Raw genomic sequence first — 26,004 nt, 5'->3', positions numbered from 1 at the left:
GGCGCGGGCCGCGCCGCGCTGCTGCGCTGGCTGGAACGCCGGGCGGTACGCGGCGCCACCGTCGTCCTCGGCGTCTGCGCCGAACTCGTCGACCGGGCCCGCCACCTCGGCGCCAAGGACGTCAGGCTGGCACCGGCCGCCGTACCGCGCCCGGTCGCCCCGCCGCCGCGTCTGCCTGGCGACGGCGAGCGGCACACCCACAAGACCCGCGCCGAATTCGGCGCCGTCGACCGCCCGCTGCTGCTGGCCGTCGGCCGCCTCGAAGCCCACAAGGGCTACGACCTGCTGCTGGACGCCGCCGCCCACTGGACGGGTCTCGAACCGCCGCCGCTGGTCGCCGTCGCGGGCGAGGGCAGCGGGCGCGCGGCACTGGAGAAGCGGATCGAGGCGGAACAACTCCCGGTGGTCCTGCTCGGCCGCCGCGACGACGTGCCGGAACTGCTCGCCGCCGCCGACCTCGTCGTCCTGCCCAGCCGCTGGGAGGCCCGCCCGCTGATCGCCCAGGAAGCCCTGCACGCGGGCGTCCCCCTGATCGCCACCGCCGTCGGCGGCACGCCCGAACTCGTCGGCGACGCGGCCGTCCTCGTCCCCTACGGCGACGCGGCGGCCCTCGCCCGCGCCGTCGGCACCCTGCTCGCCGACCCCGGCCGCCGTACCGCCCTGTCCGTGGCGGGCCGCGCCCAGGCCGCCACCTGGCCCACCGAGGACGACACGGTGGCCCAGGTGCTCAGCGTCTACGACGAGCTGACGCAGGTCTGACGAACCGGCGTCCGGGACCCGCTACGCGCGGAAGGCCCCAGTGGCGGTGAGCCGCAGCGCCGTGTCGATCAGCGGCACATGGCTGAACGCCTGCGGGAAGTTGCCGACCTGGCGCTTGCGGCGCGGGTCCCACTCCTCGGCGAGCAGGCCCAGGTCGTTGCGGAGCGCCAGCAGTTTCTCGAAGAGCTTGCGGGCCTCCTCGACGCGGCCGATCATCGCGAGGTCGTCGGCGAGCCAGAACGAGCAGGCGAGGAACGCCCCTTCGTCGCCGGGCAGGCCGTCCAGATTCTCCTTGCCGTCGGCGCCGCTGGAGACGGGGTAGCGCAGTACGAAGCCGTCCTCGGTGGACAGCTCCCGCTGAATCGCCTCGATGGTGCCGATGACCCGCTTGTCGTCCGGCGGCAGGAAGCCCATCTGCGGGATGAGCAGCAGCGAGGCGTCCAGTTCCTTGGAGCCGTAGGACTGTGTGAAGGTGTTGCGCTCCCGGTCGAAGCCCTTCTCGCACACGTCGTAGTGGATGTCCTCGCGCAGCTCCTTGAGCCGTTCCAGCGGGCCGTCGACCTCGCCGGACTCGATGAGCTTGACGGTGCGGTCGACGGCGACCCAGGCCATCACCTTGGAGTGCACGAAGTGGCGGCGCGGGCCGCGGACTTCCCAGATGCCCTCGTCCGGCTCGTTCCAGTGCTTCTCCAGGTAGCGGATCAGCTTGAGCTGGAGGACGCTCGCGTAGTCGTTGCGCGCCAGGCCCGTCATGTGGCCCAGGTGCAGGGCCTCGGTGACCTCGCCGTACACGTCGAGCTGGAGCTGGTGGGCCGCGCCGTTGCCGATCCGGACGGGGGAGGAGCCCTCGTAACCGGGCAGCCAGTGCAGTTCGTTCTCACCCAGCTCGCGCTCGCCCGCGATGCCGTACATGATCTGGAGGTTCTCGGGGTCGCCCGCCACGGCGCGCAGCAGCCACTCGCGCCAGGCGCGGGCCTCGTCGCGATAGCCGGTGCGCAGCAGCGAGGACAGGGTGATCGCGGCGTCGCGCAGCCAGGTGAAGCGGTAGTCCCAGTTGCGTACCCCGCCGATGTCCTCGGGCAGCGAGGTGGTTGGCGCGGCGACGATCGCGCCGGTCGGCCCGTACGTCAGCGCCTTGAGCGTGATCAGCGAGCGCACCACCGCGTCCCGGTACGGCCCGGCGTACGTACACTGCTCGACCCACTCGCGCCAGAAGTCCTCGGTGGCGGTCAGCGACGCCTCGGGCTCCGGCAGCGAGGGCTGCGGCTTGTGCGACGGCTCCCAACTGATGGTGAACGCGATGCGGTCACCGGGCGCGACGGTGAACTCGGAGTACGTCGTCAGATCCCGGCCGTAGGTGTCGACCTCGGTGTCGAGCCACACGGAGTCGGGCCCGGCCACCGCGACCGTACGGTCACCGACCTTGTGCACCCACGGCGTGATCTGCCCGTAGGAGAAACGCATCCGCAGAGCGGAGCGCATCGGGACGCGGCCGTGCACGCCCTCCACGATCCGGATGACCTGCGGGGCGCCGTCACGCGGCGGCATGAAGTCGATCACACGGACCGTGCCGCGTTCGGTGTCCCACTCGGACTCCAGCACCAGCGAGTCGCCCCGGTATCTGCGGCGCGTCGCGGCCGGCGGCTGGTCGTCCTTGCCGTGCGCGGGGCCCAGCCGCCAGAAGCCGTGCTGCTCGGTACCGAGCAGTCCGGCGAAGACGGCGGGCGAGTCGAACCGGGGGAGGCACAGCCAGTCGACCGTGCCGTCCCGGCAGACCAGTGCGGCGGTCTGCATATCACCGATGAGGGCGTAGTCCTCGATGAGCCCGGCCACGTGCAACTCCAGTCGAACGACAGGCGCCGCCCCCGCTGGGGACGGTCTTGCGGTCTGGGGATTTTGGACGAGCTCATGATCCGGGAACTGGGCGGGGATAGTGCCGTGCCGGTCGGCTCGTAGCAATGCGTCCGTGCAGGATACGTCGTCCGAGGAGGGCGTGCGCATGTCTCCGCGATCTTCGCTCCGCCGGTCGGGTGTACCGGCCCTACGGCGGCCCTACGGCGGCCCTACGGCGGCTCCATGACGGCCAGAAGAGCGCACGAAACCTTCCCGAAACCTGCCCGAAGACCGCCCGAAGACCGTCCGGTGGTCGGGCGGTGGCCGGGCGGTGGCGGCCCGGAGCGGCGAAAGTCGTCCGTCGTGCCCGCCGGACGCCGTGGCGCATCATTCGGCGGCCGGGGTCGCTGATACCCTGGTAGCCCGTGGGCCGGTGGGATGAACCACTGAACCGCCGCGACGGCGCTCCCAAGCACGAACGCCGTCCCGACCCTCACCTCGCGACCACGGGAGCCCCCTCTTGGCAGCTTTTCTGAAGAATGCGCCGAAATCCACGACGACCAAGCACATCTTCGTCACCGGTGGTGTGGCCTCCTCTCTCGGCAAGGGCCTGACGGCCTCCAGCCTCGGGGCGCTGCTCAAGGCACGGGGCCTGCGGGTCACCATGCAGAAGCTCGATCCCTATCTCAACGTGGATCCGGGCACCATGAACCCCTTCCAGCACGGCGAGGTCTTCGTCACCGACGACGGCGCCGAGACCGATCTCGACATCGGCCACTACGAGCGCTTCCTCGACGTCAATCTGGCGGGTTCCGCCAACGTCACCACCGGCCAGATCTACTCCACGGTGATCGCCAAGGAGCGGCGCGGCGAGTACCTCGGCGACACCGTGCAGGTCATCCCGCACATCACCAACGAGATCAAGTCCCGCATCCGCCGGATGGCCACCGACGACGTGGACGTCGTCATCACCGAGGTCGGCGGCACGGTCGGCGACATCGAGTCGCTGCCGTTCCTGGAGTCGGTCCGCCAGGTCAGGCACGAGGTCGGCCGGGACAACGTCTTCGTGGTGCACATCTCGCTGCTGCCGTACATCGGTCCCTCCGGCGAGCTGAAGACCAAGCCGACCCAGCACTCGGTGGCCGCGCTGCGCAACATCGGCATCCAGCCCGACGCGATCGTGCTGCGCGCGGACCGCCATGTGCCGGACGCCATCAAGCGGAAGATCTCGCTGATGTGCGACGTCGACGAGGACGCGGTGGTCGCCGCGATCGACGCGCCCTCCATCTACGACATTCCCAAGGTGCTGCACACCGAGGGGCTGGACGCGTACGTCGTCCGGCGTCTTGACCTGCCCTTCCGCGATGTGGACTGGGCCCAGTGGGACGACCTGCTCAAGCGGGTGCACGAGCCCGCCCACGAGGTGAAGGTCGCGCTGGTCGGCAAGTACATCGACCTGCCCGACGCCTATCTGTCGGTGACCGAGGCACTGCGCGCCGGAGGATTCGCCAACAACGCGAAGGTGCACGTCAAGTGGGTCACCTCCGACGACTGCCGGACCCCGGCGGGCGCGGCGGCGCAGCTCGGCGACGTGGACGCGATCTGCGTGCCCGGCGGCTTCGGTGACCGAGGCGTCGAGGGCAAGGTCACCGCGATCACCTTCGCCCGTGAGAACGGCGTCCCACTGCTCGGACTCTGCCTCGGCCTCCAGTGCGTGGTCATCGAGGCCGCGCGCAACCTCGCCGGGATCGCCGACGCCAACTCCACCGAGTTCGACCCCGGCACCGGCCACCCGGTCATCTCCACCATGGCCGAGCAGCTCGACATCGTGGACGGCAAGGGCGACCTCGGCGGCACGATGCGCCTGGGCACGTACCCGGCGAAGCTCGCCGAGGGCTCCATCGTCCGCGAGGTCTACGGCGACCAGCCGTACGTCGAGGAGCGGCACCGGCACCGCTACGAGGTCAACAACGCTTACCGCGCCGAGCTGGAGAAGGCGACCGGCATCGTCTTCTCGGGCACCTCGCCCGACAACAAGCTCGTCGAGTACGTCGAGTACCCGCGCGAGGTGCACCCGTACCTGGTCGCCACCCAGGCGCACCCCGAACTGAAGTCCCGCCCGACCCGGCCCCACCCGCTGTTCGCCGGGCTGGTCAAGGCGGCGGTCGCGCGCCAGCAGCAGGACCCGCAGGAGCGGCAGGGCTGAACGCGGCGTTACGGGAGCGGGCCCGGCGCCCGCTCCCGGTCACTCGGTACGGTCACGGACTCGGAAGGCGCAGCATGCTGAAGGACACCCAGGAGGAGTGGCGGGTCACCGTGACCTCCACGCCGTTCACCGGCAAGAAGACGTCGGTACGGACGGACGAGGTGGTCATGCCCGACGGCACCACCGCCGTCCGCGACTACCAGGTCCACCCCGGCTCGGTGGCCGTCCTCGCGCTCGACGACGCCGACCGCGTCCTCGTACTGCGCCAGTACCGGCACCCCGTACGGCAGAAGCTCTGGGAGATCCCGGCCGGACTGCTCGACATCCCCGGCGAGAATCCGCTGCACGCGGCCCAGCGCGAGCTGTACGAGGAGGCGCACGTCAAGGCCGAGGACTGGCGGGTCCTCACCGACGTCTACACCAGCCCCGGCGGTACGGACGAGGCGGTGCGGATCTTCCTCGCGCGCGGTGTCTCCGAGGCGGACGGCGAGCGCTTCGCGGTCGCCGAGGAGGAGGCCGACATGGAGCTGGCCCGCGTCCCGCTCGCGGACCTCGTCAGCGGGGTCCTCGCGGGCGACCTGCACAACAACTGCCTGGTCGTGGGCGTCTTCGCGCTCCAGGCCGCGATGACCGGCGCCGGTCTCGACGCGCTGCGGCCCGCCGAGTCGCCGTGGCCCGCGCGGCCCTTCACGCCCTGACCGCCGGGTCCACAGCTTCTTCACAGCTCCCTCATCGGGTCTCGATGATCCGATGGAGTGATCATTTACGCGGTCGGCCGCGTCGGAGCCCCGGACCGGCCCGACCGCGTGAACTAGGCTCGTCGCCGTAGCCGCGTACCCGCGCATCCGCGCCCCGCGCGGACGACCCCACTGAGCCGGGAGCGTAGGCCGTGACGGATCAGGCGCTGAACCCCAACGGGACCCCTGCGGGAGCGGACGCCTCGGCGGCACCTGAACCGGACACGAACGAGGTCCCGGCCGCCGCACCCGCCAAGGCGCGCACCCGCCGCCGTCGGCCGGCTTCCGCCGGCTCCCCGACGCGCAAGGGCTCGGTCCCCGAGGCCCCGGCCGCCGCCGCCGAGTCCGGGCCCGAGCAGACGCCCGCGAAGGACGCCGAGCCGTCGTCCGTGACCGGCCGCAAGACCGAACGCACCACCGCCGGGGCGGACGCCGGGGCGGATGCCGGGGTGGACGCGGTGCCGGATGCGGTGCCGGACGCACCGGCCGCTCGTCCGGCGAAGGCCGAGCGCACCGCCGCTGTCGCACCGGGAACCGAGAACGGGTCCGGGGCGGACACCGGGTCCGAGGCCGGGTCCGAGGCCGAGGTGGACGCCACGCCTGATCCCACGCCTGATCCCAAGGCCGGGACCGCGCCCGCCGCGCCCGCCGCGCCGGTGGAGGCCCCGGGCGCTGTTCGCCCGGTGAGCCGGACCGGCGAGGTCACGGTGCGGATCGGCGGTGCCGTATGGGCGGGGGCCTGGGCGGAGGGCCAATTCGTCGGCCGGGAAAGGGAGTTGGCTGAGCTGCGCGGGGAGATCGGCCGGCCGGGCCTCGGAAAGCAGGGGAAGGGGCGGGCGCGCGTGCTGCTCGTCGCCGGACGCCCCGGCGTCGGAAGGACCGCGCTCGCGCTGCGCCTGGCCGAAGACCTGGCCGACGACTACCCGGACGGCCAGGTCTTCCTGCGCATGACCTCCCCGGAAGGGGAGCCCGTACCCGCCGAGCACGCCGTCCGCGCCCTTCACCGGGCCCTCGCCCGTACCCCGGAAGCCGGCGGCCCAGCCGCCCCCGGAGCCCACGGCGCTCCCACCGGTCCTGTTCCGCCCGCTGCTCCACGAGTTCCCCCCGCCCCCGCATCAGGCGCCGCAGGTCCCGGTGCCCCCGGAACACCTGACGCTCCCGCCCCGGCCGCCCCGTCCGGCGGCCCCGCCGCCACCTCGCGCAAGACGCTCCTCGTCCTGGACGACGTCCTGCGCGCCGATCAGCTCGACGGGCTGATCCCGGACGCGCCCGGCAGCCTTGTCGTCGTCACCTCGGACGGCCCGCTGCCCGGAGTGCCGGACGTGCGGCCGTGCACGCTGGGCGGGCTCGACACGCCCGCCGCCGTGGAACTGCTCGCGCACAGCATCGGCTCCACCCGGGTGACCTGCGACCCGCGCGCCGCCGAGGCGCTGGTGCAGGAGATCGGCGGGCACCCCACCGCGCTGCGGCTGGTCGCCGCGTGGCTCGCGGCCCGGCCGACGCTGTCCGTGGCGGACGCGGCGACCCGGCTGCGTACGGTCCCGGCCGACGCTCCCGTCCCGTCCCCGGCCGACGCGGACGGGACGGCGCCCTCGCGCGCCACCGCGCAGGGCGAACTCGTGCGGTCCTTCCGGCTGGTCTACGAGGACGTGCCGCAGACCGCCGCGCGGATGCTGCGACTCCTGGCGCTGGCACCGGCGGGCATGGTCGACGCGCAGATGGCCTCGGCGCTCGCGGGCTGTTCCGTGGCCGCCGCGCAGAGTACGCTCGACGACTTCGTCGGCGGCGCCCTGCTGGCACCGGGTCCGGTGACGGGCGACGAGCTGCCGCCGCAGTACCGTCTGCCCGGCTGCTTCGAGCCGCTGCTGCGCGGGCTGCTCGCATCCCGCGACCGCCCGGAGGAGGTGCGGCTGGCGCGGGCCAGGATGCTGGAGCGGACCGTACGGCTGCTGCTGTCGTGCGGCTCGGCGCTCGTGCGGATGCGGCTGCCGGACGACGGCCCGCGCAGCCTCAGCTTCGACTCGCCCGAGACGGCCGCGCAGTGGCTGCGGTCCCGGCTGCCCGCGCTGCTGGCCTCCGCGCGGGTCGCCGTCGCGGACGGCGATCTGGACACCCTGGCCAGACGGCTGATCGCGGCCCAGGTGCAGGCGCTCGCCGCTTTCCCCGGCGGGAACGCGATGGCGGCCGAGCAGTACGAACTGCACGGCCTGGTCCTGGACGTCGCCGAGCGGCGCGGCCTGGACCGGGAGAAGGCGGCGGCGCTGATCAACCTCGGCGACCTGGACGCGGCGGCGGGCCGTTGCGACCTGGCGCTCGACCGGTACCGCGCCGCGCTGGGCGCGGCCCGCGCGTGCGACGACGCGGAGGCCGAGGGCCGGGTACTGGAAGCGCTCGGCGGCACGTATCAGGAGCGGCGCGACCCGCAGCGGGCCGCCGACTGGTACGGCAGGGCGCTCGCGCTGCGCCAGGAACGCGGCGAGACCTTCCACGAGGCCCGGCTGCACGGCCGGATCGGCGCGCTGTTCACCTACGACGGCCGGTACGGGCCCGCGCTGCGCGAATGGCGGGCCGCCGCGGGGGCGTACCGGCGGCTGGGCGACCTGGGCGCGCAGGCCCGCGCGCTGACCGAGGCGGCCCGGGTGCAGGAGTACGCGGGCTACCCGGAGGACGCGCTGCGGACCTGCCGCGACGCGCTGTACTGGGCGCGCAAGGCGGGGGAGCGGCGTCTTGAGGGCGCGATCCTGCTGCGGCTCGCCGACACGCTCGACCGGCTGGGCGATCCGAGCGGCGCCAGGGTCCACCGCGCCGCCGCGAACCGCCTGCTCAGCGAGGGCGAAACGGCGCCGAACTGACGATCGCCGCGCTGTATACCTACGAAACTGCCAATGGTCTCGGCCAAAGTGGTCACTTTGTAAGGCTGGACAGAGAGTCTTCCTTCACTAGACTGGCTTTCGCCGCCCCAAAGCGGTCATTCTTCCCTGAGCGCAAGGACCGTGATCGACGTGAAGGTGGGCATCCCCCGCGAGGTCAAGAACAACGAGTTCCGCGTGGCCATCACCCCGGCCGGCGTGCACGAACTCGTCCGTAACGGACACCAGGTCTTCGTGGAGCAGGGCGCCGGCAACGGCTCGTCCATCCCCGACGAGGAGTACGTCTCGGCCGGTGCGGGCATCCTCGCCACCGCCGACGAGGTGTGGGCGACGGCCGATCTGCTGCTCAAGGTGAAGGAGCCGATCGCCGAGGAGTACCACCGGCTCCGCAAGGACCAGACGCTCTTCACCTACCTGCACCTCGCCGCCTCCCGCGAGTGCACGGACGCGCTGCTGGAGTCGGGCACCACCGCCATCGCGTACGAGACGGTGGAGACCGCGAACCGCCAGCTCCCGCTCCTCGCCCCGATGTCCGAGGTGGCCGGCCGGCTCGCCCCGCAGGTCGGCGCCTACCACCTGATGCGCTCGGCCGGCGGACGCGGCGTCCTGCCCGGCGGCGTCCCCGGAGTCCAGTCGGGCAAGGCCGTCGTCATCGGCGCCGGTGTCTCCGGCTGGCACGCCACCACCATCGCGCTCGGACTCGGCTTCCACGTCACGCTGCTGGACAAGGACGTCAACAAACTGCGCGAGGCCGACAAGGTGTTCGGCAACCGCGTGCAGACCATCGCCTCCAACGCCTACGCGCTGGAGAAGGCCGTGCTCGACGCCGACCTCGTGATCGGCGCGGTGCTCATTCCGGGCGCGAAGGCGCCGAAGCTGGTCACCAACGAGCTGGTCTCGCGCATGAAGCCGGGATCTGTCCTTGTCGACATCGCGATCGACCAGGGCGGCTGCTTCGAGGACTCGCGCCCCACCACGCACGCCGAACCGACGTTCCCCGTACACCAGTCGGTGTTCTACTGCGTCGCGAACATGCCGGGCGCGGTTCCCAACACCTCGACGTACGCGCTGACCAACGCGACGCTGCCGTACATCGTCGAACTGGCCAACCGGGGCTGGCGCGAGGCACTGCGACGTGACGCGGCTCTCGCTCTCGGTCTCAACACGCATGAGGGACAAGTCGTTTACGGTCCGGTGGCCGAGGCGCACGGCCTCGACTCCACCGACCTGCACGCGCTGCTGGGCTGACCGGCGGCCACTGTGACCAGGCGCGTCAACATCGCGCCAACACCGCACCACCGGCCGGGTCTTGTGTGTCGAGGCCCGGCCGTTCATGTGCTTACGCCCTTGACAGCGGGGTGTTCGGTTGCCGACACATCGTGCCGTGTCCGGCGGATTGTGTTGCTGTGGACCACCGACACGCCATAGAGTCGCGAATCGTCGGCTGTAGTCACGCTGACCTGTCTAGAAGTTTCCTGGTCACCAAGGAGGTAAGACGACTTGTGAATGAGTCGACATTTGCTCCCGGGGGTGGTCAACCAGGAATGACCGTCGGTTCCGTCGCGGTCCGCACCTTCGAGTCCCGCCGGCCCGAGACGACCACAGAGACGCAACCTGCTTACGCCATGGCGCCTTTCAACGACAACGACCTCCAGGACGGCCAGTTCTACGACCCGGACGCCGAGTACGAACCGGATCCGGAGTACGCGGCCACCCTCGCCCCGGACGCGGCCCGGCAGCGCCGCGAACGCGTCGGCCCCACCGGCCGGCCCCTGCCGTACTTCCCGATCCCCAATCCGCTCACCAACCACGGCCCCGCGAAGATCGTCGCGATGTGCAACCAGAAGGGCGGGGTCGGCAAGACCACCTCGACCATCAATCTGGGCGCGGCATTGGCCGAATACGGCCGCCGGGTGCTTCTTGTCGACTTCGACCCGCAGGGCGCGCTCTCGGTCGGCCTCGGGGTCAACCCAATGGAACTCGACATCACGGTCTACAACCTGCTGATGGAACGCGGACTGGCGGCCGACGAGTGCCTGCTGAAAACAGCGGTGCCCGGCATGGACCTGCTCCCCAGCAATATCGACCTGTCGGCAGCGGAAGTGCAGCTCGTCAGCGAGGTCGCCCGCGAGTCGTCGCTCCAGCGCGCCCTCAAGCCGCTGATGGCCGACTACGACTACATCGTCATCGACTGCCAGCCCTCGCTCGGCCTGCTGACGGTCAACGCGCTCACCGCCGCGCACTCGGTGATCGTGCCGCTGGAGTGCGAGTTCTTCGCGCTGCGCGGAGTCGCGCTGCTCACCGAGACCATCGAGAAGGTCCGCGAGCGGCTCAACCCCGAGCTGGAACTCGACGGCATCCTCGCCACCATGTACGACTCGCGCACCGTGCACAGCCGCGAGGTGCTGGCCCGGGTCGTCGAGGCGTTCGACGAGCACGTCTTCCACACCGTCATCGGCCGCACCGTGCGGTTCCCCGAGACGACCGTGGCGGGCGAGCCGATCACCACCTACGCGTCCAACTCCGTCGGCGCGGCCGCCTATCGCCAGCTCGCCAGGGAGGTGCTCGCCCGGTGCCACGCCGAGTGAGTCTGCCGGGCGCCGACGAGCTGTTCCGGACGACCGGAGGAGCTGCGCTCCAGGCCCCGCAGCCACGGCAGCACCCCGGCGGCCCCGGTCCCGGCGGCTCCGGGAGCTCCGGCGGCTCCGGTGGTCCGGGCGAAGGGCAGAACGGTACGCAGTCGGACGGCCGGCTGCGGTCCGTACCGGTGGCCGACCCCTCCGCAGGCAACGACGCGGCCGATCCGGCGGACGGCGACGAGGGGACACGGCCCTCCGGCACCGCGGGACGGGGCGAGGACAGCGCGGAACACGGCGGCCGGGACATCCCGGCCTCGCGCCGTCCGCTGACCGCCGAGCGGGCCGGTATGCCGCTGGCCGCCTCCTCCGGCACCATGACCGCGCCCGCGCCGCAGCCGCAGGCCACACCGGTCCAGCCCCCGATCACCGCCCAGCCGCAGCCCCAGCAGGCGCGGCGCAAGGCCGCCCGGCAGAACCGCCGTCCCAGCGGGCGCGAGCGGCACGACGAGAAGATCACCGTCTATGTCTCCGCCGAGGAGCTGATGGATCTGGAACACGCCCGGCTGGTGCTGCGCGGTGAGCACGGGCTCGCCATCGACCGCGGCCGGATCGTCCGCGAGGCCGTCGCCGTGGTGCTGGCCGATCTGGAGTCGCGCGGCGACGCGAGCATCCTCGTACGCCGTCTGCGGGGCCGCTGACGCCCCGACGGCGCGCGGCCGGGGAACAGGGCGTGGCCTGCTGCGGCGAGTAGCCTGCACAGACCACTTCGTACCCTGGACCCCGATGCCGACCTCACCCGCCACTCCCCGCCGCAGCCTCGGACTCGGCGCCGCCGTGCCGCCTGCCGCTGAGCGGGACACCGAAGCGGCCGAGTCCGCGGGAGAGTCCGCGTCGCCTACTGAGCGCGCCGAGCCCGTAGCGCCCGTAGCGCCCGCTGAGCCCGCGGTCACGGCTGATGACCCCGTGTCGGTCGCCGACGACGCAACCGGGGCCGTCCCCGCCGAAGGGGGCCGTTTCACCGTACGGCTGGCGAATTTCGAGGGGCCGTTCGACCTGCTGCTCGGGCTGATCTCCAAGCACAAGATGGACGTCACGGAGGTGGCGCTGTCGAGGGTCACCAACGAGTTCATGACGTACATCCACGCCATGGGCCCGGACTGGGACCTCGATCAGACCACCGAGTTCCTGGTCGTCGCGGCCACGCTGCTGGACCTGAAGGCGGCCCGGCTGCTGCCGTCCGCCGAGGTCGAGGACGAGGCGGACCTCGCGCTGCTGGAGGCGCGGGACCTGCTCTTCGCCCGGCTGCTCCAGTACCGGGCGTACAAGCAGATCGCGGCGATCTTCGCCGAGCGGCTGGACAACGAGGCGCTGCGCTACCCCCGTACCGTCGGCCTCGAACCGCAGCACGCGGAGCTGCTGCCCGAGGTCGTCCTCAGCATCGGCCCCGAGCGCTTCGCGCGGCTCGCGGTGAAGGCGATGGTGCCCAAGCCCAAGCCGCAGGTGTACGTCGACCACATCCACGCGCCGCTGGTGAGCGTCCGGGAGCAGGGCGAGCGGGTGATCGCGCTGCTGCGGGAGTTCGGCGTGGCCAGTTTCGGGCAGTTGACCGAGGACGCGCCGGACACGCTGACGGTCGTGGCGCGCTTCCTCGCGCTCCTTGAGCTGTACCGGGAGAAGGCGGTCGCGCTGGACCAGGAGGAGGCCCTGGGGCTGCTCCAGGTCCGCTGGACGGGCGGGGAGCAGGATACGGCGGCGCCGCTGGTGACCGACGAGTTCGACCAGGAGGCGGCGGCTCCGGCGCGCACGCCGGAGTCGGAGCGCGAGCCGCAGCAGGAGCCGGTGCCGGAGTCGGAGTCGGAGTCGGAGCACGAGCCGCAGCACGAGCAGGGAGAGGCCGAGGAATGACGGACGTGTCGGATATCACCGAGGCCCTTGCCGCGGCCGGCGCGGCAGGCGATACGGCGGCGCCCGCGGGCCTGCTCGCCGCCGCGACCGCCGAGCTGGAGCTGAAGCCCGCCCTGGAGGCGGTGCTGATGGTCGTCGACGAACCGGCCACCGAGGAGCACCTGGCCAAGGTCCTGGAACGGCCGCGGCGGGCCGTCGGCAAGGCGCTGCGCGAGCTGTCCGACGACTACACCCGCGAGGGACGCGGCTTCGACCTGCGGCTGGTCGCCGGTGGCTGGCGCTTCTACACCCGGCCCGCCTTCGCCCCCGCCGTGGAGAAGTTCGTCCTCGACGGCCAGCACGCCCGGCTCACGCAGGCCGCGCTGGAGACGCTGGCGGTGGTCGCGTACCGGCAGCCGGTCAGCCGTTCGCGCGTCTCGGCGGTCCGCGGAGTCAACTGCGACGGCGTCATGCGCACCCTTCTCCAGCGGGGGCTGGTCGAGGAAGGTGGGACGGAACCCGAGACAGGTGCGATCCTGTACAGGACGACGAACTACTTCCTGGAACGTATGGGCCTGCGCAGCCTCGACGAGCTGCCCGAGCTAGCACCGTTCCTGCCGGAGGCGGAAGCGATCGAGGCGGAGTCCCAGGAGGGGCTTCCGTCGTTCGATCCGGACGCGCCGGACGACACCTCGACAACGGACACTTGATGCGAAGCAGCGACAGGAACAGCGGCGGCAACCGGAACCCGCGGGGCGGCGGAGGCGACAGGCCCCGTGACGCCGACCGGCGTGGTGGTGCCGACCGGCGCGGCGACGGCCGCTCGGGCGACGGGCGCTCGGGCGACGCGCGCCGCGGTGAGGGCCAGAGCCAGCGGCCCAAGGGCACGCCGCGTCCCGAGGAGCGCCGCTACGACGTGGGCAGCACCGGCCAGTCCGGCGCGAACAAGCCCGGCGGCATGCCGCGTACCAAGCCCGGCAGCAACAAGCCGACCGGCAACCGCGGCCGCAAGCCGGTGCCGGCCCGGCCGCGCGAGCTGGACGCGCAGATCGAGGAGCGCAACCGGGAGCGGCACAGCAAGCCGCAGATCAAGACGCCCAAGACCTTCCCCGGCGCCGAGCAGGAGGGCGAGCGCTTGCAGAAGGTGCTCGCGCGGGCCGGAATGGGTTCGCGCCGGGCGTGCGAGGAGCTGATCGAACAGCACCGTGTCGAGGTCAACGGACGGATCGTCACCGAGCAGGGCCTGCGGGTCGACGTGGACCACGACGAGGTGAAGGTCGACGGGCTGACCGTCGCCACCCAGTCGTATCTCTTCTTCGCGCTCAACAAGCCGGCCGGTGTCGTCTCCACCATGGAGGACCCCGACGGCCGCCAGTGCCTCGGCGACTACGTCACCAACCGCGAGACCCGGCTCTTCCACGTCGGCCGGCTCGACACCGAGACCGAGGGCCTGATCCTGCTCACCAACCACGGCGAGCTGGCCCACCGGCTGACCCACCCGCGCTACGGCGTGCAGAAGACCTATCTCGCCGCGATCCAGGGGCCGCTCCCGCGCGATCTCGGCAAGCAGCTCAAGAGCGGTATCGAGCTGGAGGACGGCTGGGCCCGCGCCGACCACTTCCGCGTGGTCCAGAACACCGGCAAGAACTACCTCGTCGAGGTCACCCTCCACGAGGGCCGCAAGCACATCGTGCGCCGCATGCTCTCCGAAGCGGGCTTCCCCGTCGACAAGCTCGTCCGCACCAGCTTCGGCCCCATCCCCCTCGGCGACCAGAAGTCCGGCTGGCTCCGCCGCCTGACCAACACCGAGGTCGGCATGCTGATGCACGAGGTCGAGCTCTAACACCTGCCACCACCCCTGGCCCCCTGAGTCCCGGCGAGCTATGCGGGTTCGGGGGGAAGCGGGAACGCGGCTGAGGTGCGGCGGACGCGGGTGAGGAAGGCTTCTACGCGGGGGCGGTCGGGGTCGGCGGGCAGCGGGCTGCGGGTGGCGGCCGCGTCGGCCTCGTCGTGGAGCGTGCGCATCCAGACGCGGACCTCGTCCCAGCTCAGCTCGCCGCGCTTGACCGACAGCAGGCGCTCGCGCCGGTCGCCGACGTCGATGGTGAGGCGGCCGGTGCGCAGCAGGTCGCGGCAGGACATGAGGAGCCGCAGCAGGTGCATGGCGTGCTTCCAGCGCGGCTGGCCGTGGTTGCGGATGTCCGCTTCGAGACGGCCGAGCTGCTGGGCGGCGTAGCCGCGGAAGGTGGCGTCGGCGCGCCGGGAGAGGAACGCGTCGCGCAGGTCGAGGAGTTCGAGCCCGGTCGGGTCGGCGTACTCGACCAGCGGTGAGTGCAGGCACTCGAGCAGATTGGGGTTGGCGCGCAGCGCGAGCGAGCAGAATCGCTCCAGCTCCCAGGAGAACTGTTCGTGCCGCGGCCCTGTGACGTGCGTCGGCGGCTTGTCGAAGCGCCAGAACAGCTCGGTGGGCGCCACGTACACACCCCGCCGGTCGGTGTCACTGCCGTCGGTGGCCAGACCGAAGGCGCGCGAGCCCATGACGCAGGCATAGACCGTGTGGTCCCGGACAAGGTCGTGCCCCAGCGAATCGCGCATGAGGGCGATTATCGCCATGAAGTCCGACCAAGCGCCGGAGTTTCCACTGCTTCGTGCGGTGATCACGTTGCAGACGGTGATGGCGGGGCCCACGATACCGCCGCGGCGGGGGAGGTCCCGAGGGGCGTAGCGGGACTACGACCAGGCCGTCAGGCCGAGCGGACGGCCGTACGGATCCCGTACGACCTCCAGCATGCCGGTCACCGCGGGCCGGTCGATGGGGCCGTAGACGTGGGGGAAGGCCGTGTCCTGCGGGACGCCGGGCGGCGGCGCCGGATCGGCCGCCTCCCAGCGGACCTCGGCGCGCAGCGCGGCCTCCTCGATCAGCAGCACCATCAGCGGCCCCGCCACCTCCCGGTAGAAGGCGTCGGCCACCGCGAGGGTCACGGCCTCGTCGGGCGAGCAGTGCACAAAACCCTCCTCGTCCAGGGAGGCGGGGGCGTACGGGCGCTCGGGCGCGTGCAGCCAGTCGTCCAGCGGCACCAAGTGGAAGAGCATGGGGAAGTTCTACCTGGTCCGGGCGGTCGAGGCGGTGACAAGCGGCGGCGGAGGTGGGTTTGCACGACATTGTCCGTGTTCGATGCCGGGCGGCGTGACGGGGACCTTGCGCGTACGCCCGCGCCGCCCGTACGCCCGCGCCGCCCGTCTCGCAGTGCGGGCGTCCGTCTCGCGGCCCGCCCCCGGTGACTACCCTGGTCGGCAGGTACGTGAGCAGCCGAGGGAGCAGTGACGTGGCGGTACGAACGGTCCGCGGGAGCGGCCGACCCGAGCGGGACGCCTCCGGGAGCGTCGCCCAGTGAGGACCGCCCTGGTGGTCGGCACCGGCCTGATGGGCACTTCCGCCGCCCTCGCGCTCACCGCGCGCGGTGTGGACGTCCACCTCACCGACCACGACCCGAGCACCGCGCGCACGGCGGCCTCGCTCGGCGCGGGCACCACGGGGGAGCCCGAAGGCCCGGTCGACCTCGTGATCGTCGCCGTGCCGCCCGCCCACGTCGCGGCCACCCTCGCCGACGCGCTGACCCGCGGGCTCGGCCGCGGCTACCTCGACATCGCCAGCGTCAAGGGCGGCCCGCGACGCGACCTGGAGGCGCTGGGCTGCGACCTCACCCACTACATCGGCACCCACCCCATGGCGGGCCGCGAGCGCTCCGGTCCGCTGGCCGCGACCGCCGACCTCTTCGAGGGCCGACCCTGGGTGCTCACCCCGACGCCGGCCACCGACACCGAGGTGCTCAACCTCGCCCTCGAACTGGTCGCGCTGTGCCGCGCCGTCCCCGTCGTCATGGACGCCGACGCCCACGACCGGGCCGTCGCCCTGGTCTCGCACACCCCGCAGCTCGTCTCCAGCATGGTCGCGGCCCGCCTGGAGCACGCCGAGGACACCGCCGTACGCCTGTGCGGCCAGGGCATCCTCGACGTCACGCGGATCGCGGGCTCCGAGCCCGGCATGTGGATGGACATCCTGGCCGCCAACCCCGGACCGGTCGCAGACGTCCTCGCCGATGTCGCCGTCGACCTGACCGAGACGGTCGCGGCGCTGCGCGCCCTCCAGTCCGCCGACGAGGACAAGCGGCGCGGCGGCGCGGCGGGCATCGAGGACATCCTGCGGCGCGGCAACGCGGGCCGCGCCAAGGTCCCCGGCAAGCACGGCACGGCGCCCAAGGCGTACGAGATCGTGGCCGTCCTCATCGGCGACCAGCCGGGCGAGCTGGCCCGCCTCTTCGCCGACGCGGGCGCGGCGGGCGTCAACATCGAGGACGTCCGCATCGAACACTCCACCGGACAGCAGGCCGGTCTGGTGAACCTCATGGTCGAGCCGCGCACCGCGCCCGCCCTGACGGTCGCCCTGCGCGAACGCGGCTGGTCGATCCGGCAGTAGTCTGCGCACCGGCAGGTGCTGGGTACTGCGAGCCGGATGCGACGCGGCCTCGGCCCGGCACGGTGCGGATCGGACGCGGTCCTGGCGTCGACCCCAGGCCAGCACCGATGCGGTCCGGTGCGGAACAGGCGCGGGCCGGATGCGACGCGGACGCTCCCGGCGCGGTGACGGCCGGGCGCGGGCGGTGATCGGGCGGGCGGTGATCGGATGCGGTTCGGCCGGGCACTGCCGGGGTACGGCGCGGACCGAATGCCGGGGGTGGACGAGGGATGACCGTGGCGGCGTATCGGGGGCCTTCCCGGCAGGGAAAACCCGTGGCGTTCCGGGGCGCGGGCGGCCGGTAACCTTGGGGGAATGGCATCCGGCCCCTCGGCCGGCCCGCCCGCCCCCCGCTCCGCGCACGAGGAAGGCCACCCGCTGTGGAAAATCCGGTGATCGTCGCCATCGACGGCCCTTCCGGTACCGGCAAGTCCAGCACGTCCAGGGCGGTCGCGGTGAAGCTGGGGCTGAGCTACCTCGACACCGGCGCGCAGTACCGCGCGATCACCTGGTGGATGCTGAGCAACGGCATCGACGTCAACGACCCGGTGGCCGTCGCCGACTGCGCGGGCAAGCCCGCCATCGTCGCGGGCCACGACCCGGCCGCCCCCGGCATCACCGTGGACGGCGTGGACGCCTCGGGCCCGATCCGCACCCAGGAGGTCACCGCCGCGGTCAGCGCCGTCAGCGCGGTCCCCGAGGTGCGGGCCAGGATGGTCGAGTTGCAGCGCGCCGCCGCCACCGCGTCCCCCGTGGGCATCGTGGTCGAGGGCCGGGACATCGGCACGACCGTCTTCCCGAACGCCACCGTCAAGATCTTCCTCACCGCGTCCGCCGAGGCCCGCGCAGCCCGCCGCAGCGGCGAGCTGAACGGCGCGCTGAGCGTCGCGGACACCCGGGCCGCGCTCATCAAGCGGGACGCGGCCGACTCGGGCCGCACGGCCTCCCCGCTGGCCAAGGCCGCCGACGCGGTCGAGGTCGACACCACCGACCTCACCCTCGACCAGGTCATCGAGTGCATCGTCACTCTGGTCGAGGAGAAGCGGGCGCCCAGGTGACAGCGGAGCAGGGCACGGCGCCGGGACCGCGCGGAGCGGCCGTCGGACGCCGGATCGGCATCGTCTTGATGAACGGCCTGTGGCGGCCCCGGGTGCTCGGCGCCTGGCGGGTACCGGCGCACGGCCCGGTCATCCTGGCGGGCAACCACTCGCACAACATCGACGGCCCGATGCTGATCGGCATCTCGCCGCGCCCGCTGCACTTCCTGGTGAAGAAGGAAGCCTTCGTCGGGCCGCTCGACCCGTTCCTGCGCTCCATCGGGCAGCTCAAGGTCGACCGCGAGACCGCCGACCGTACGGCGATAACCGCCGCGCTCGGCGTCCTGGAGCGCGGCGGGATGCTCGGCATCTTCCCCGAGGGCACCCGCGGTGACGGCGACTTCGCCGAGCTGCGCTCGGGACTGGCGTACTTCGCGGTGCGCTCCGGCGCGCCCGTCGTGCCGGTCGCCGTCCTCGGCAGCACCGCCAAGGGCCGGGCGGTCCCGGCGCTGCCGCCGCTGCGCTCGCGGATCGACGTCGTCTTCGGGGAGCCCTTCGAGGCGGGCGACGGAAGCGGGCGCCGCACCCGCAGCGCGATGGACGCCGCCACGCTGCGCATCCAGGAGCGGCTCACCGCCCACCTGGCGCACGCCAAGCAAGCCACCGGCCGCTGACCGCGCAGACGGACAACGCGCAGGCCGAACCGCACCGGCTGCACCACACTGGTTACCGCAGCCGCCACAGTTGATCGACGGAGATACCTCATGGACCACGCAGACGAGCAGACCGAGCACGGCGGGACCGGCGCGCTCGGCGAAGCCGAATACGCCGAGTTCATGGAGCTCGCCGCCGAGGAGGGCTTCGACCTCGAAGAGGTGGCCGACGACCTGGCCGAGGCCGGGCACGGCCCGCTGCCGGTGCTGGCCGTGGTCGGCCGTCCCAATGTCGGCAAGTCGACGCTGGTCAACCGGATCATCGGCCGCCGCGAGGCGGTCGTGGAGGACAAGCCGGGCGTGACCCGCGACCGCGTCACGTACGAGGCGCACTGGAACGGCCGCCGCTTCAAGATCGTGGACACCGGCGGCTGGGAGCAGGACGTCCTCGGCATCGACGCCTCCGTGGCGGCGCAGGCCGAGTTCGCCATCGAGGCGTCCGACGCGGTGGTCTTCGTCGTGGACTCCACCGTCGGCGCCACCGACACGGACGCGGCGGTCGTACGGCTGCTGCGCCGCGCGGGCAAGCCGGTCGTGCTGGCCGCCAACAAGGTCGACGGGCCGACCGGTGAGGCCGACGCGGCCGCGCTGTGGAACCTCGGCCTCGGCGAGCCCTACCCGGTCTCCTCGCTGCACGGCCGCGGCACCGGCGACCTGCTCGACGCCATCATCGAGGTGCTGCCCGAGGCGCCCGCGCTGACCTTCGGCGACGTTGTCGGCGGCCCGCGCCGGATCGCGCTCATCGGCCGGCCGAACGTCGGCAAGTCGTCCCTGCTGAACAAGGTGGCCAACGAGGACCGGGTGGTCGTCAACGAGGTCGCGGGCACCACCCGCGACCCGGTGGACGAGCTGATCAAGCTCGGCGGCATCACCTGGAAGTTCATCGACACCGCGGGCATCCGCCGCCGCGTCCACCTCACCGAGGGCGCGGACTACTACGCGTCGCTGCGTACGGCGGCGGCGCTGGAGAAGGCCGAGGTCGCGGTCATCCTGGTGGACGCCAGTGAGACGCTGGCCGAGCAGGACACCCGGATCATCACCATGGCCGTCGAGGCGGGCCGCGCGGTCGTGATCGCGTACAACAAGTGGGACCTGCTGGACGAGGAGCGGCGCTACTACCTGGAGCGCGAGATCGAGAAGGACCTCGTGCAGGTGCAGTGGGCGCCGCGGGTCAATGTCTCGGCGCGCACCGGGCGGCACATGGAGCGGCTGGTCCCGGCGATCGAGACGGCGATCGCGGGCTGGGAGACCCGGGTGCCGACCGGCCGCCTCAACGCGTTCCTGGGCGAGCTGGTCGCCGCGCACCCGCACCCGATCCGTGGCGGCAAGCAGCCCCGCATCCTGTTCGGGACGCAGGCGGGCACCAAGCCGCCGCGGTTCGTGCTGTTCGCCTCCGGCTTCCTGGAGGCGGGCTACCGGCGCTTCATCGAGCGCCGGCTGCGCGAGGAGTTCGGCTTCGCCGGTACGCCGATCCAGGTGTCGGTGCGGGTTCGCGAGAAGCGCGGGCGCAAGAAGTAGCGGCGCGCACGGGCCTGCGCGCGTGGGGGGCTCCCGGGGTCAGAGCCCTGGCATCCGGTTGTCGGGACGGCCCGGCGGCAGCGCCGCCGGGCCGTTGCCCCGGTGCCTGCCGGGGGCGTACGCCGGCTGCTCCGCGTGCCAGGCGGTGAAGCCGTTGAACTGCAACGCCTCCTCGCCGGTCCGGTCGCCGGGCAGCGTGCGGAAGAGCCGCTGGTATTCCGAGTAGAGCGCGTCGTAGATGGGTGTTTCCGTGGCACCGCCCCCGGTCGCGTCCAGCGCGCTGCGCATGGACGGGATGTAGCGCTGGAAAGGGGCCCGGGAGGAGGTGTCAAAGGTGTGCACGTATGTGCCAACGAGCCGGTGTTGTCCGGGATGCGGGCAGTCGGTTGAATTGCAGATCTTTGACCCGGGCGGCAGCGGGCGCGCGGAAGGGGCGCGCACGGTGTCCCGTACACGCCCCTTGTTTCCGGTGAACCGGGTGGCTCAGGTCCCCGACAGCGGCATCGTCGCGGCCACCAGCAGGCCCCGCGAGCACGCCCTGGCCAGGGCGTCCCGCATCAGGTCCTCGCGCGGCTGACGGCCGATGGAACCGGCCGGGGCGGCGTAGACGTACACCTCGTTGGTCCGGTTGACGGCGTTCCGCCAGCCGTCACTGACCTGGAGCGGCTGGTGTGCCTGCCACCACGCGGTGCCGGGGGTGCCGCCCGCGCCGGGCTGGAGCACGGCGTGCAGCCGCCCGGTGGCCAGCAGCACCGACCAGCCCGACAGCGGCGACGGCGGCACCTCCAGGTCGAGCTGCGGCATGAAGCCCTGCTCGATCAGCAGCGGCAGGAAGTCGTCGCCCGCGCCGGTGGCGCCGGCCCGCGCGACCGGCCCGGTGGGCTCGATCACGAGCGCCGGGCGCAGCGTCTCCTCGACGATGATCAGACCGCAGGTGATGCCGAGCACCGCCTGCCGTGGTGCGGTCTCCACGGGCGGTGCGTCGGCCTGGCCGCCGATCGAGGGTCCTGCCGCCGTCTCGGGGCCGCCGATGCTGCGGACGGCGCCCTGCAACTGCTCCTCGGTGACCGGGACGACCTGCGAGGGGATGCAGGCGGCGTGCGCGAAGGCGAGGACCGCCGTCTCGTCGCCCACGAAGAGCACGGTGCTGGTCCGCTCCTGCCCGGTGTCCCCGGGGGTGCGACAGGACGTGCAGTCGTACGTGCCAGGAGCGTTGGCGCCGTTGAGGAGCCGCTGGGTCTCCTCGTCGCCGATCTCGGCTCGTACCTCGTCACTCACGTCGAGCATGGGCGGCACGGGAGTCTCCTTGAAGTGCGGTGGTGCGGTCACGAATCCGGCCGGAACGCCGGACCTGTCCCGGCGCATAGTGACAACGGATGATCTGTGGTGGGAGTCACGCTTTGCGGGGGGATGTATTCCGCTACCGGTCGCCGAGGGTGAGATTCCCGGCGAATCGCTCACGCAGCGTCGAACGGTCGTGTGGGTGACGAAAGTTGGACCTGTGAGGCTACTCACGGAGCGCGCCGTTTAGATCCTCATTTACGACGATACGTACGCGCCAATCACCCGTAAACCTCGTCTTCTTACCGCCGGTAACCCTCAACTGGCCTGCGGCGCACGGCAATTGTTTGGTGCCAGGGGGTGCGGCTGCCTAGATTCGCCCGCCGTGTGCAAATCGCACCGCCCGGGTTCGGACGGGCGCCGCATCCGTGGGGGAGCGGCGCCCGTTCTTGACGCACCAAGGGGGACACCCGGGTCCGTGGAGAGGGAATCCATGGTCTTGAACTGCAAGTACCGGCACACCGCGCTCCTGACCGGCGTCGCCGCACTGGCGCCGCTGGGTGTGCTGGCCGCCGCGGGAGAGGCGTCGGCGGCCGACAACGGGGTGTGGGACCGTATCGCGCAGTGCGAGAGCGGCGGGAACTGGCACATCAACACCCACAACGGCTACTACGGCGGTCTCCAGTTCGCCCCCGGCACCTGGCGGTCCTACGGCGGCACCGCGTACGCGCCGACCGCGGACCTGGCCAGCCGCGAGCAGCAGATCGCCATAGCGACAAAGCTCCAGCACGCCAGCGGCTGGGGCGCCTGGCCCGTCTGCTCGCGCCGCGCGGGAGCCTACGGGGACGCGCCGTCCGCGGGCACGCCGTCCTCGAAGCCGCCGGGCAAGTCCCTCGACAAGCCCGTCAGGAAGACCGTCAAGCCCACCGCCGAGCCGAAGAAGCGGGAGCCGGAGAAGGTCGTACGGCGGACCATGCCGCGCTACGAGTCGGCCGCCGAGGGCCGGGCCGACCGCAACGCGACACGCACGGCCCTGATCTCCGTCGTGCGCGGCCCGGCGGAGCGCGGGCAGGGCCCGGTCGTTCCGGCGTGGTGGCCGCACTGGTGACGGACCGTCCGTCAGCGCGGCAGTCCTGGCGTCCGTCGGGCTGAGACGCCCCAGGACCGCCGCTCGTACGGTGCCGGAGCGCGGCAAGGCCGTCGTCGACCGGACCCGCCGCGTTCCCCCGTGTGCCCCACCCCGTTGTGGTCCGACCGGGTGGGGTACGCGCCGGCTACGGACGTGATGCCCCCGATCCGGGGTGCGACCGTGCTTAGCGTGGCCCGATGAGCGATCAGTCGTCTTATCGTCATATCGTCTCCCCGCGTGCCTCGGTGCGCGTCGCCGTGGCTGTCGCGCGCGCCGCCGCCACCCTGGCCGCGCTCGGCGCGGCCGTGCTGCTGCCGGTGGCCGCCGCGCCACCCGCGACGGCCGTCCAGGGCGCACCCGTCGTCCCACCGCCCGTGGAGCGGCCAGGACAGCCGCAGCAGCCCGAGCGGTCCGGCGGGTCCCCGCAGTCGATGCCCTCGGTACAGGCGGCCATCGCCTTCCAGGCCGCGCGGGCCGCCGCCGGGTCCCCGACCGTCTGGGACCGGATCGCCTTGTGCGAGAGCAGCGGGAACTGGCACATCAACACCGGCAACAGCTACTACGGCGGCCTCCAGTTCTGGCAGCCCACCTGGGAGCTGTTCGGCGGCCTCGACTACGCCCGGCGCGCCGACCTCGCCACCCCCGCCGAGCAGATCTCGGTCGCGGAGGAGGTGCTGAAGGTGCAGGGCTGGGACGCCTGGCCGGTCTGCGCGCGGCGGAACGGCTTCACCGGCCACCGCCACATCGTGCACACCGTCAAGACCGGAGAGACCTTGTCGGCCATTGCCCGCTCCTATGGAACCCAAGGGGGCTGGCAGTACCTCTACCAGCTCAACAAGGACCTCATCGGCCCCGACCCCGACCGGCTGATCGCGGGAACCGTCCTCACCGTCAACTGACGCGGCGCCCCACCCGAGTCAACCCCGTTCACCCGTCCGTGGCGCGTCCAGTAACTCCGGCAAAAGGGACGCGCCACGGTTGCTACGGTCGGTCGCGCGGGCCGACCGACCCGCGCCGAGCGGGGGAACAGGAACACGGGCACGCCCATGCGCATCACCTTCCTGATACACACCACGTACGGCATCGGCGGCACCATTCGCACGGTGCGCAATCTGGCGGCGCGGCTGGCCGACGAACACGAGGTCGAGATCGTCTCGGTCTTCCGCGACCGCGGCCGGCCCGAGTTCACGTACGACCCCCGGATCCGGCTGAGACATCTGGTCGACATCCGCGAAGGCGGCCAGGACAGCGTCCTCGACGACCCGCGCCACCAGCGGCCGTCGGCGATCTTCCCGTCCTCCGACCGGCGGCACGCCCTCTACAGCCCGATCACCGACGAACGCATCGGCGCGTGCCTGGCGGAGCTCGACACCGACGTGGTGGTCGGCACCCGGCCGGGGCTCAACGTGCATCTCGCCCGCCAGGCGCCGCGCGGCCTCGTCCGGGTCGCCCAGGAGCACCTGACGCTCGACACGCACTCCACGCGGCTCGTGCTGACCCTGCGCCGCCACTACCCGGGTCTCGACGCCGTCACCACCACCACGGAGGCCGACGCGGCCGTCTACCGCCGCCGTATGCCGGGCGTACGGGTCGCCGCCGTCCCCAACAGCGTGCCGCCCACCGGCGCCGCCCCCTCCGACTGCACCGCGCCCGTCGTGGTCGCCGCCGGACGGCTCGCCCCCGCCAAGCGCTACGACGACCTGATCCGCGCCTTCGCCGTCGTCCGCGACCGGCGCCCCGACTGGACGCTGCGGCTGTACGGCTCGGGCCGCGAGCGCGCGAAGCTCGACGCGCTCGTCACCGAACTGGGCGTGCGCGACCACGTGAGGCTGATGGGCGCGGTCTCGCCGATCGAACCGGAACTGGCCAAGGCGTCGGTGCTCGCCGTCACCTCGACCCTGGAGTCCTTCGGCATGACGCTGGTGGAGGGCATGTGCGCGGGGCTTCCGGTGGTCTCCACCGACTGCCCGCTCGGTCCGCGGGAGATCGTCGACGACGGCGTGAACGGTCTGCTGGTGCCGCCGCGCGACATCGACGCCATCGCCGCCGCGCTGCTGTCGCTCATCGAGGACGACGAGCGCCGGCGGGAGATGGGCCGCGCCGCGCTGGCCTCCTCGGCGCACTACGACCCCTCGGTCATCGCGCGGCGCCATGTGGACCTCTTCCAGCGGCTGCTGGACGACCGGGCGCGCGGTGGCGCCCGGCCGCGCGCCGCCGTCCGTGCGTCGGTCGGGCGGACGATAGGCGCCCTGCTGTCCGCGGGGGACATGACGGGGGCCGCCGTAAGGAAGGCCGGACGCCGAAGGCAACACCTCGTCAGTTAAAGACGCCGTCTACCCAATTCCTATCTCTTCATGCTTATAGACCCGCGAGTAACCGGAGACATTGAGGAGATGCTGTGCGGGAGTTGTGTGGGCAGGTAATTCAGTGACCTGCGGGTATTCACGGGGACGGAGCGAACCGTAGGGCACGATCTGTGACAGAAACGTGATGATCAAGGTCGTTCCGGCCCGGGGACGCCTACCGTGAAGATATGCCTCACAACCCACAGACCCCACAGGATCCGCGGCCCCCACGGAGCCCGGCCGACGACCCCGACGCCTACACCGGCCTCGACGCGCGCGAGGCCGAGCGCCTGGCCGAGCAGCGGGGCTGGCAGACGGTGCGCAGCCTGCCGCCCGGCGCGATCGTGACCATGGAGTACGTCGTCGGGCGGCTGAACTTCACCGTGGAAGGGGGCCGCGTCCAGCGCTGCTGGGTCGGCTGACGGGCCGAGCCGCCGGGCTCAGCCCGCGATGCCCCGGCCGCGTACCTGCTGGTGCGCGAGCGGGGTCGTGGGCCTGGCCGGGCGCTCGACGGGCGGACGTCGGCTGCCGACCGGGGTGAGCGGGGTGCGCTCGTTGCGTCCGGTGGGCGGCCTGCCGGGCGCGTGCGGGGCGGCG

At 72.3% G+C, this 26,004-nt stretch carries 23 protein-coding genes; 18 read left to right on the top strand and 5 right to left on the bottom strand.

Annotated features, from left to right (window positions below; translation table 11 throughout):
- On the top strand, positions 1-759 hold a 759-nt coding region (locus BGM09_RS35205), incomplete at its 5' end, for a glycosyltransferase (protein WP_188285811.1).
- A gap of 21 nt (positions 760-780) precedes the next feature.
- On the opposite strand, the gene BGM09_RS35200 is transcribed toward BGM09_RS35205, so the two are convergent.
- Complete coding sequence (locus BGM09_RS35200) at positions 781-2,598, bottom strand: glycoside hydrolase family 15 protein (RefSeq protein ID WP_188285810.1); 1,818 nt, start codon at positions 2,596-2,598, stop codon at positions 781-783.
- A 580-nt stretch (positions 2,599-3,178) separates the two neighbouring features.
- Between BGM09_RS35200 and BGM09_RS35195 the strand changes: the two genes are divergently transcribed.
- The 9 genes from BGM09_RS35195 to BGM09_RS35155 all read left to right on the top strand — a co-directional run bounded on the left by BGM09_RS35195 (position 3,179) and on the right by BGM09_RS35155 (position 14,711).
- A complete protein-coding gene (locus BGM09_RS35195) occupies positions 3,179-4,798 on the top strand; it encodes a CTP synthase (RefSeq protein WP_411158410.1) in 1,620 nt (539 codons plus the stop codon).
- Positions 4,799-4,872: 74 nt separating this feature from the next.
- Positions 4,873-5,496, top strand: coding sequence for an NUDIX domain-containing protein (locus tag BGM09_RS35190; RefSeq protein WP_188285809.1), 624 nt, complete (start codon positions 4,873-4,875; stop codon positions 5,494-5,496).
- A 191-nt stretch (positions 5,497-5,687) separates the two neighbouring features.
- The gene (locus BGM09_RS35185; RefSeq protein ID WP_411158409.1) at positions 5,688-8,387 is read left to right on the top strand and encodes a tetratricopeptide repeat protein; all 2,700 of its coding nucleotides are present in this window, start codon (positions 5,688-5,690) and stop codon (positions 8,385-8,387) included.
- A gap of 150 nt (positions 8,388-8,537) precedes the next feature.
- Entirely contained in the window at positions 8,538-9,653 is a 1,116-nt protein-coding gene (gene ald, locus BGM09_RS35180) for an alanine dehydrogenase (protein WP_188285817.1), read from the top strand.
- A gap of 296 nt (positions 9,654-9,949) precedes the next feature.
- Complete coding sequence (locus BGM09_RS35175) at positions 9,950-10,993, top strand: ParA family protein (RefSeq protein ID WP_188285808.1); 1,044 nt, start codon at positions 9,950-9,952, stop codon at positions 10,991-10,993.
- Positions 10,978-11,682 carry a hypothetical protein gene (locus tag BGM09_RS35170; RefSeq protein ID WP_188285807.1) on the top strand — a complete coding sequence of 235 codons (705 nt, stop codon included), beginning with the start codon at positions 10,978-10,980 and terminating at the stop codon, positions 11,680-11,682. Before BGM09_RS35175 ends, BGM09_RS35170 begins: the two co-directional genes overlap by 16 nt.
- 85 nt (positions 11,683-11,767) lie before the next feature.
- Positions 11,768-12,889 (top strand): segregation and condensation protein A, encoded by a 1,122-nt coding sequence (locus BGM09_RS35165; protein ID WP_223188044.1) that lies wholly within the window; start codon positions 11,768-11,770, stop codon positions 12,887-12,889.
- On the top strand, positions 12,886-13,578 hold the full coding sequence (scpB, locus tag BGM09_RS35160; protein WP_223188043.1) for an SMC-Scp complex subunit ScpB: 693 nt from the start codon (positions 12,886-12,888) through the stop codon (positions 13,576-13,578). Before BGM09_RS35165 ends, scpB begins: the two co-directional genes overlap by 4 nt.
- Positions 13,578-14,711 carry a pseudouridine synthase gene (locus BGM09_RS35155; protein ID WP_188285806.1) on the top strand — a complete coding sequence of 378 codons (1,134 nt, stop codon included), beginning with the start codon at positions 13,578-13,580 and terminating at the stop codon, positions 14,709-14,711. The genes scpB and BGM09_RS35155 overlap by 1 nt, the downstream gene beginning before the upstream one ends.
- 38 nt (positions 14,712-14,749) lie before the next feature.
- On the opposite strand, the gene BGM09_RS35150 is transcribed toward BGM09_RS35155, so the two are convergent.
- Both BGM09_RS35150 and BGM09_RS35145 read right to left on the bottom strand, forming a co-directional pair.
- Complete coding sequence (locus BGM09_RS35150) at positions 14,750-15,463, bottom strand: DNA polymerase beta superfamily protein (RefSeq protein ID WP_188285805.1); 714 nt, start codon at positions 15,461-15,463, stop codon at positions 14,750-14,752.
- 135 nt (positions 15,464-15,598) lie between these two features.
- Positions 15,599-15,961 (bottom strand): DUF952 domain-containing protein, encoded by a 363-nt coding sequence (locus BGM09_RS35145; protein ID WP_188285804.1) that lies wholly within the window; start codon positions 15,959-15,961, stop codon positions 15,599-15,601.
- A 298-nt stretch (positions 15,962-16,259) separates the two neighbouring features.
- Between BGM09_RS35145 and BGM09_RS35140 the strand changes: the two genes are divergently transcribed.
- From BGM09_RS35140 to der, 4 genes are all read left to right on the top strand, one after another.
- Positions 16,260-17,345: a prephenate dehydrogenase gene (locus tag BGM09_RS35140; RefSeq protein ID WP_188285803.1), complete on the top strand. Its 1,086-nt coding sequence runs from the start codon at positions 16,260-16,262 to the stop codon at positions 17,343-17,345.
- A gap of 419 nt (positions 17,346-17,764) precedes the next feature.
- On the top strand, positions 17,765-18,442 hold the full coding sequence (gene cmk / locus BGM09_RS35135; protein ID WP_317453019.1) for a (d)CMP kinase: 678 nt from the start codon (positions 17,765-17,767) through the stop codon (positions 18,440-18,442).
- Positions 18,400-19,095 (top strand): lysophospholipid acyltransferase family protein, encoded by a 696-nt coding sequence (locus BGM09_RS35130; protein ID WP_391048590.1) that lies wholly within the window; start codon positions 18,400-18,402, stop codon positions 19,093-19,095. The genes cmk and BGM09_RS35130 overlap by 43 nt, the downstream gene beginning before the upstream one ends.
- Before the next feature lie 90 nt (positions 19,096-19,185).
- The gene (gene der, locus BGM09_RS35125; protein ID WP_188285802.1) at positions 19,186-20,652 is read left to right on the top strand and encodes a ribosome biogenesis GTPase Der; all 1,467 of its coding nucleotides are present in this window, start codon (positions 19,186-19,188) and stop codon (positions 20,650-20,652) included.
- Between the two features lie 39 nt (positions 20,653-20,691).
- Here der and BGM09_RS35120 read toward each other — a convergent pair whose 3' ends face one another.
- Positions 20,692-20,940, bottom strand: coding sequence for a hypothetical protein (locus tag BGM09_RS35120; protein WP_188285801.1), 249 nt, complete (start codon positions 20,938-20,940; stop codon positions 20,692-20,694).
- A gap of 195 nt (positions 20,941-21,135) precedes the next feature.
- Positions 21,136-21,948 carry a hypothetical protein gene (locus tag BGM09_RS35115; RefSeq protein ID WP_188285800.1) on the bottom strand — a complete coding sequence of 271 codons (813 nt, stop codon included), beginning with the start codon at positions 21,946-21,948 and terminating at the stop codon, positions 21,136-21,138.
- A gap of 478 nt (positions 21,949-22,426) precedes the next feature.
- On the opposite strand from BGM09_RS35115, the gene BGM09_RS35110 reads away from it, so the two are divergent.
- From BGM09_RS35110 to BGM09_RS35095, 4 genes are all read left to right on the top strand, one after another.
- On the top strand, positions 22,427-23,041 hold the full coding sequence (locus BGM09_RS35110) for a transglycosylase family protein (protein WP_188285799.1): 615 nt from the start codon (positions 22,427-22,429) through the stop codon (positions 23,039-23,041).
- 218 nt (positions 23,042-23,259) lie between these two features.
- The gene (locus tag BGM09_RS35105) at positions 23,260-23,961 is read left to right on the top strand and encodes a transglycosylase family protein (protein ID WP_317453017.1); all 702 of its coding nucleotides are present in this window, start codon (positions 23,260-23,262) and stop codon (positions 23,959-23,961) included.
- Between the two features lie 147 nt (positions 23,962-24,108).
- Entirely contained in the window at positions 24,109-25,386 is a 1,278-nt protein-coding gene (locus BGM09_RS35100) for a glycosyltransferase family 4 protein (protein ID WP_188285798.1), read from the top strand.
- Positions 25,387-25,595: 209 nt separating this feature from the next.
- Entirely contained in the window at positions 25,596-25,829 is a 234-nt protein-coding gene (locus BGM09_RS35095) for an I78 family peptidase inhibitor (protein ID WP_188285797.1), read from the top strand.
- The last annotated feature ends 175 nt before the right edge of the window (positions 25,830-26,004 follow it).

Source organism: Streptomyces sp. CBMA29 (genome assembly GCF_014596445.1).
Taxonomy (GTDB): Bacteria; Actinomycetota; Actinomycetes; order Streptomycetales; family Streptomycetaceae; genus Actinacidiphila.
This window is presented reverse-complemented; position numbering and strand designations above follow the sequence as displayed.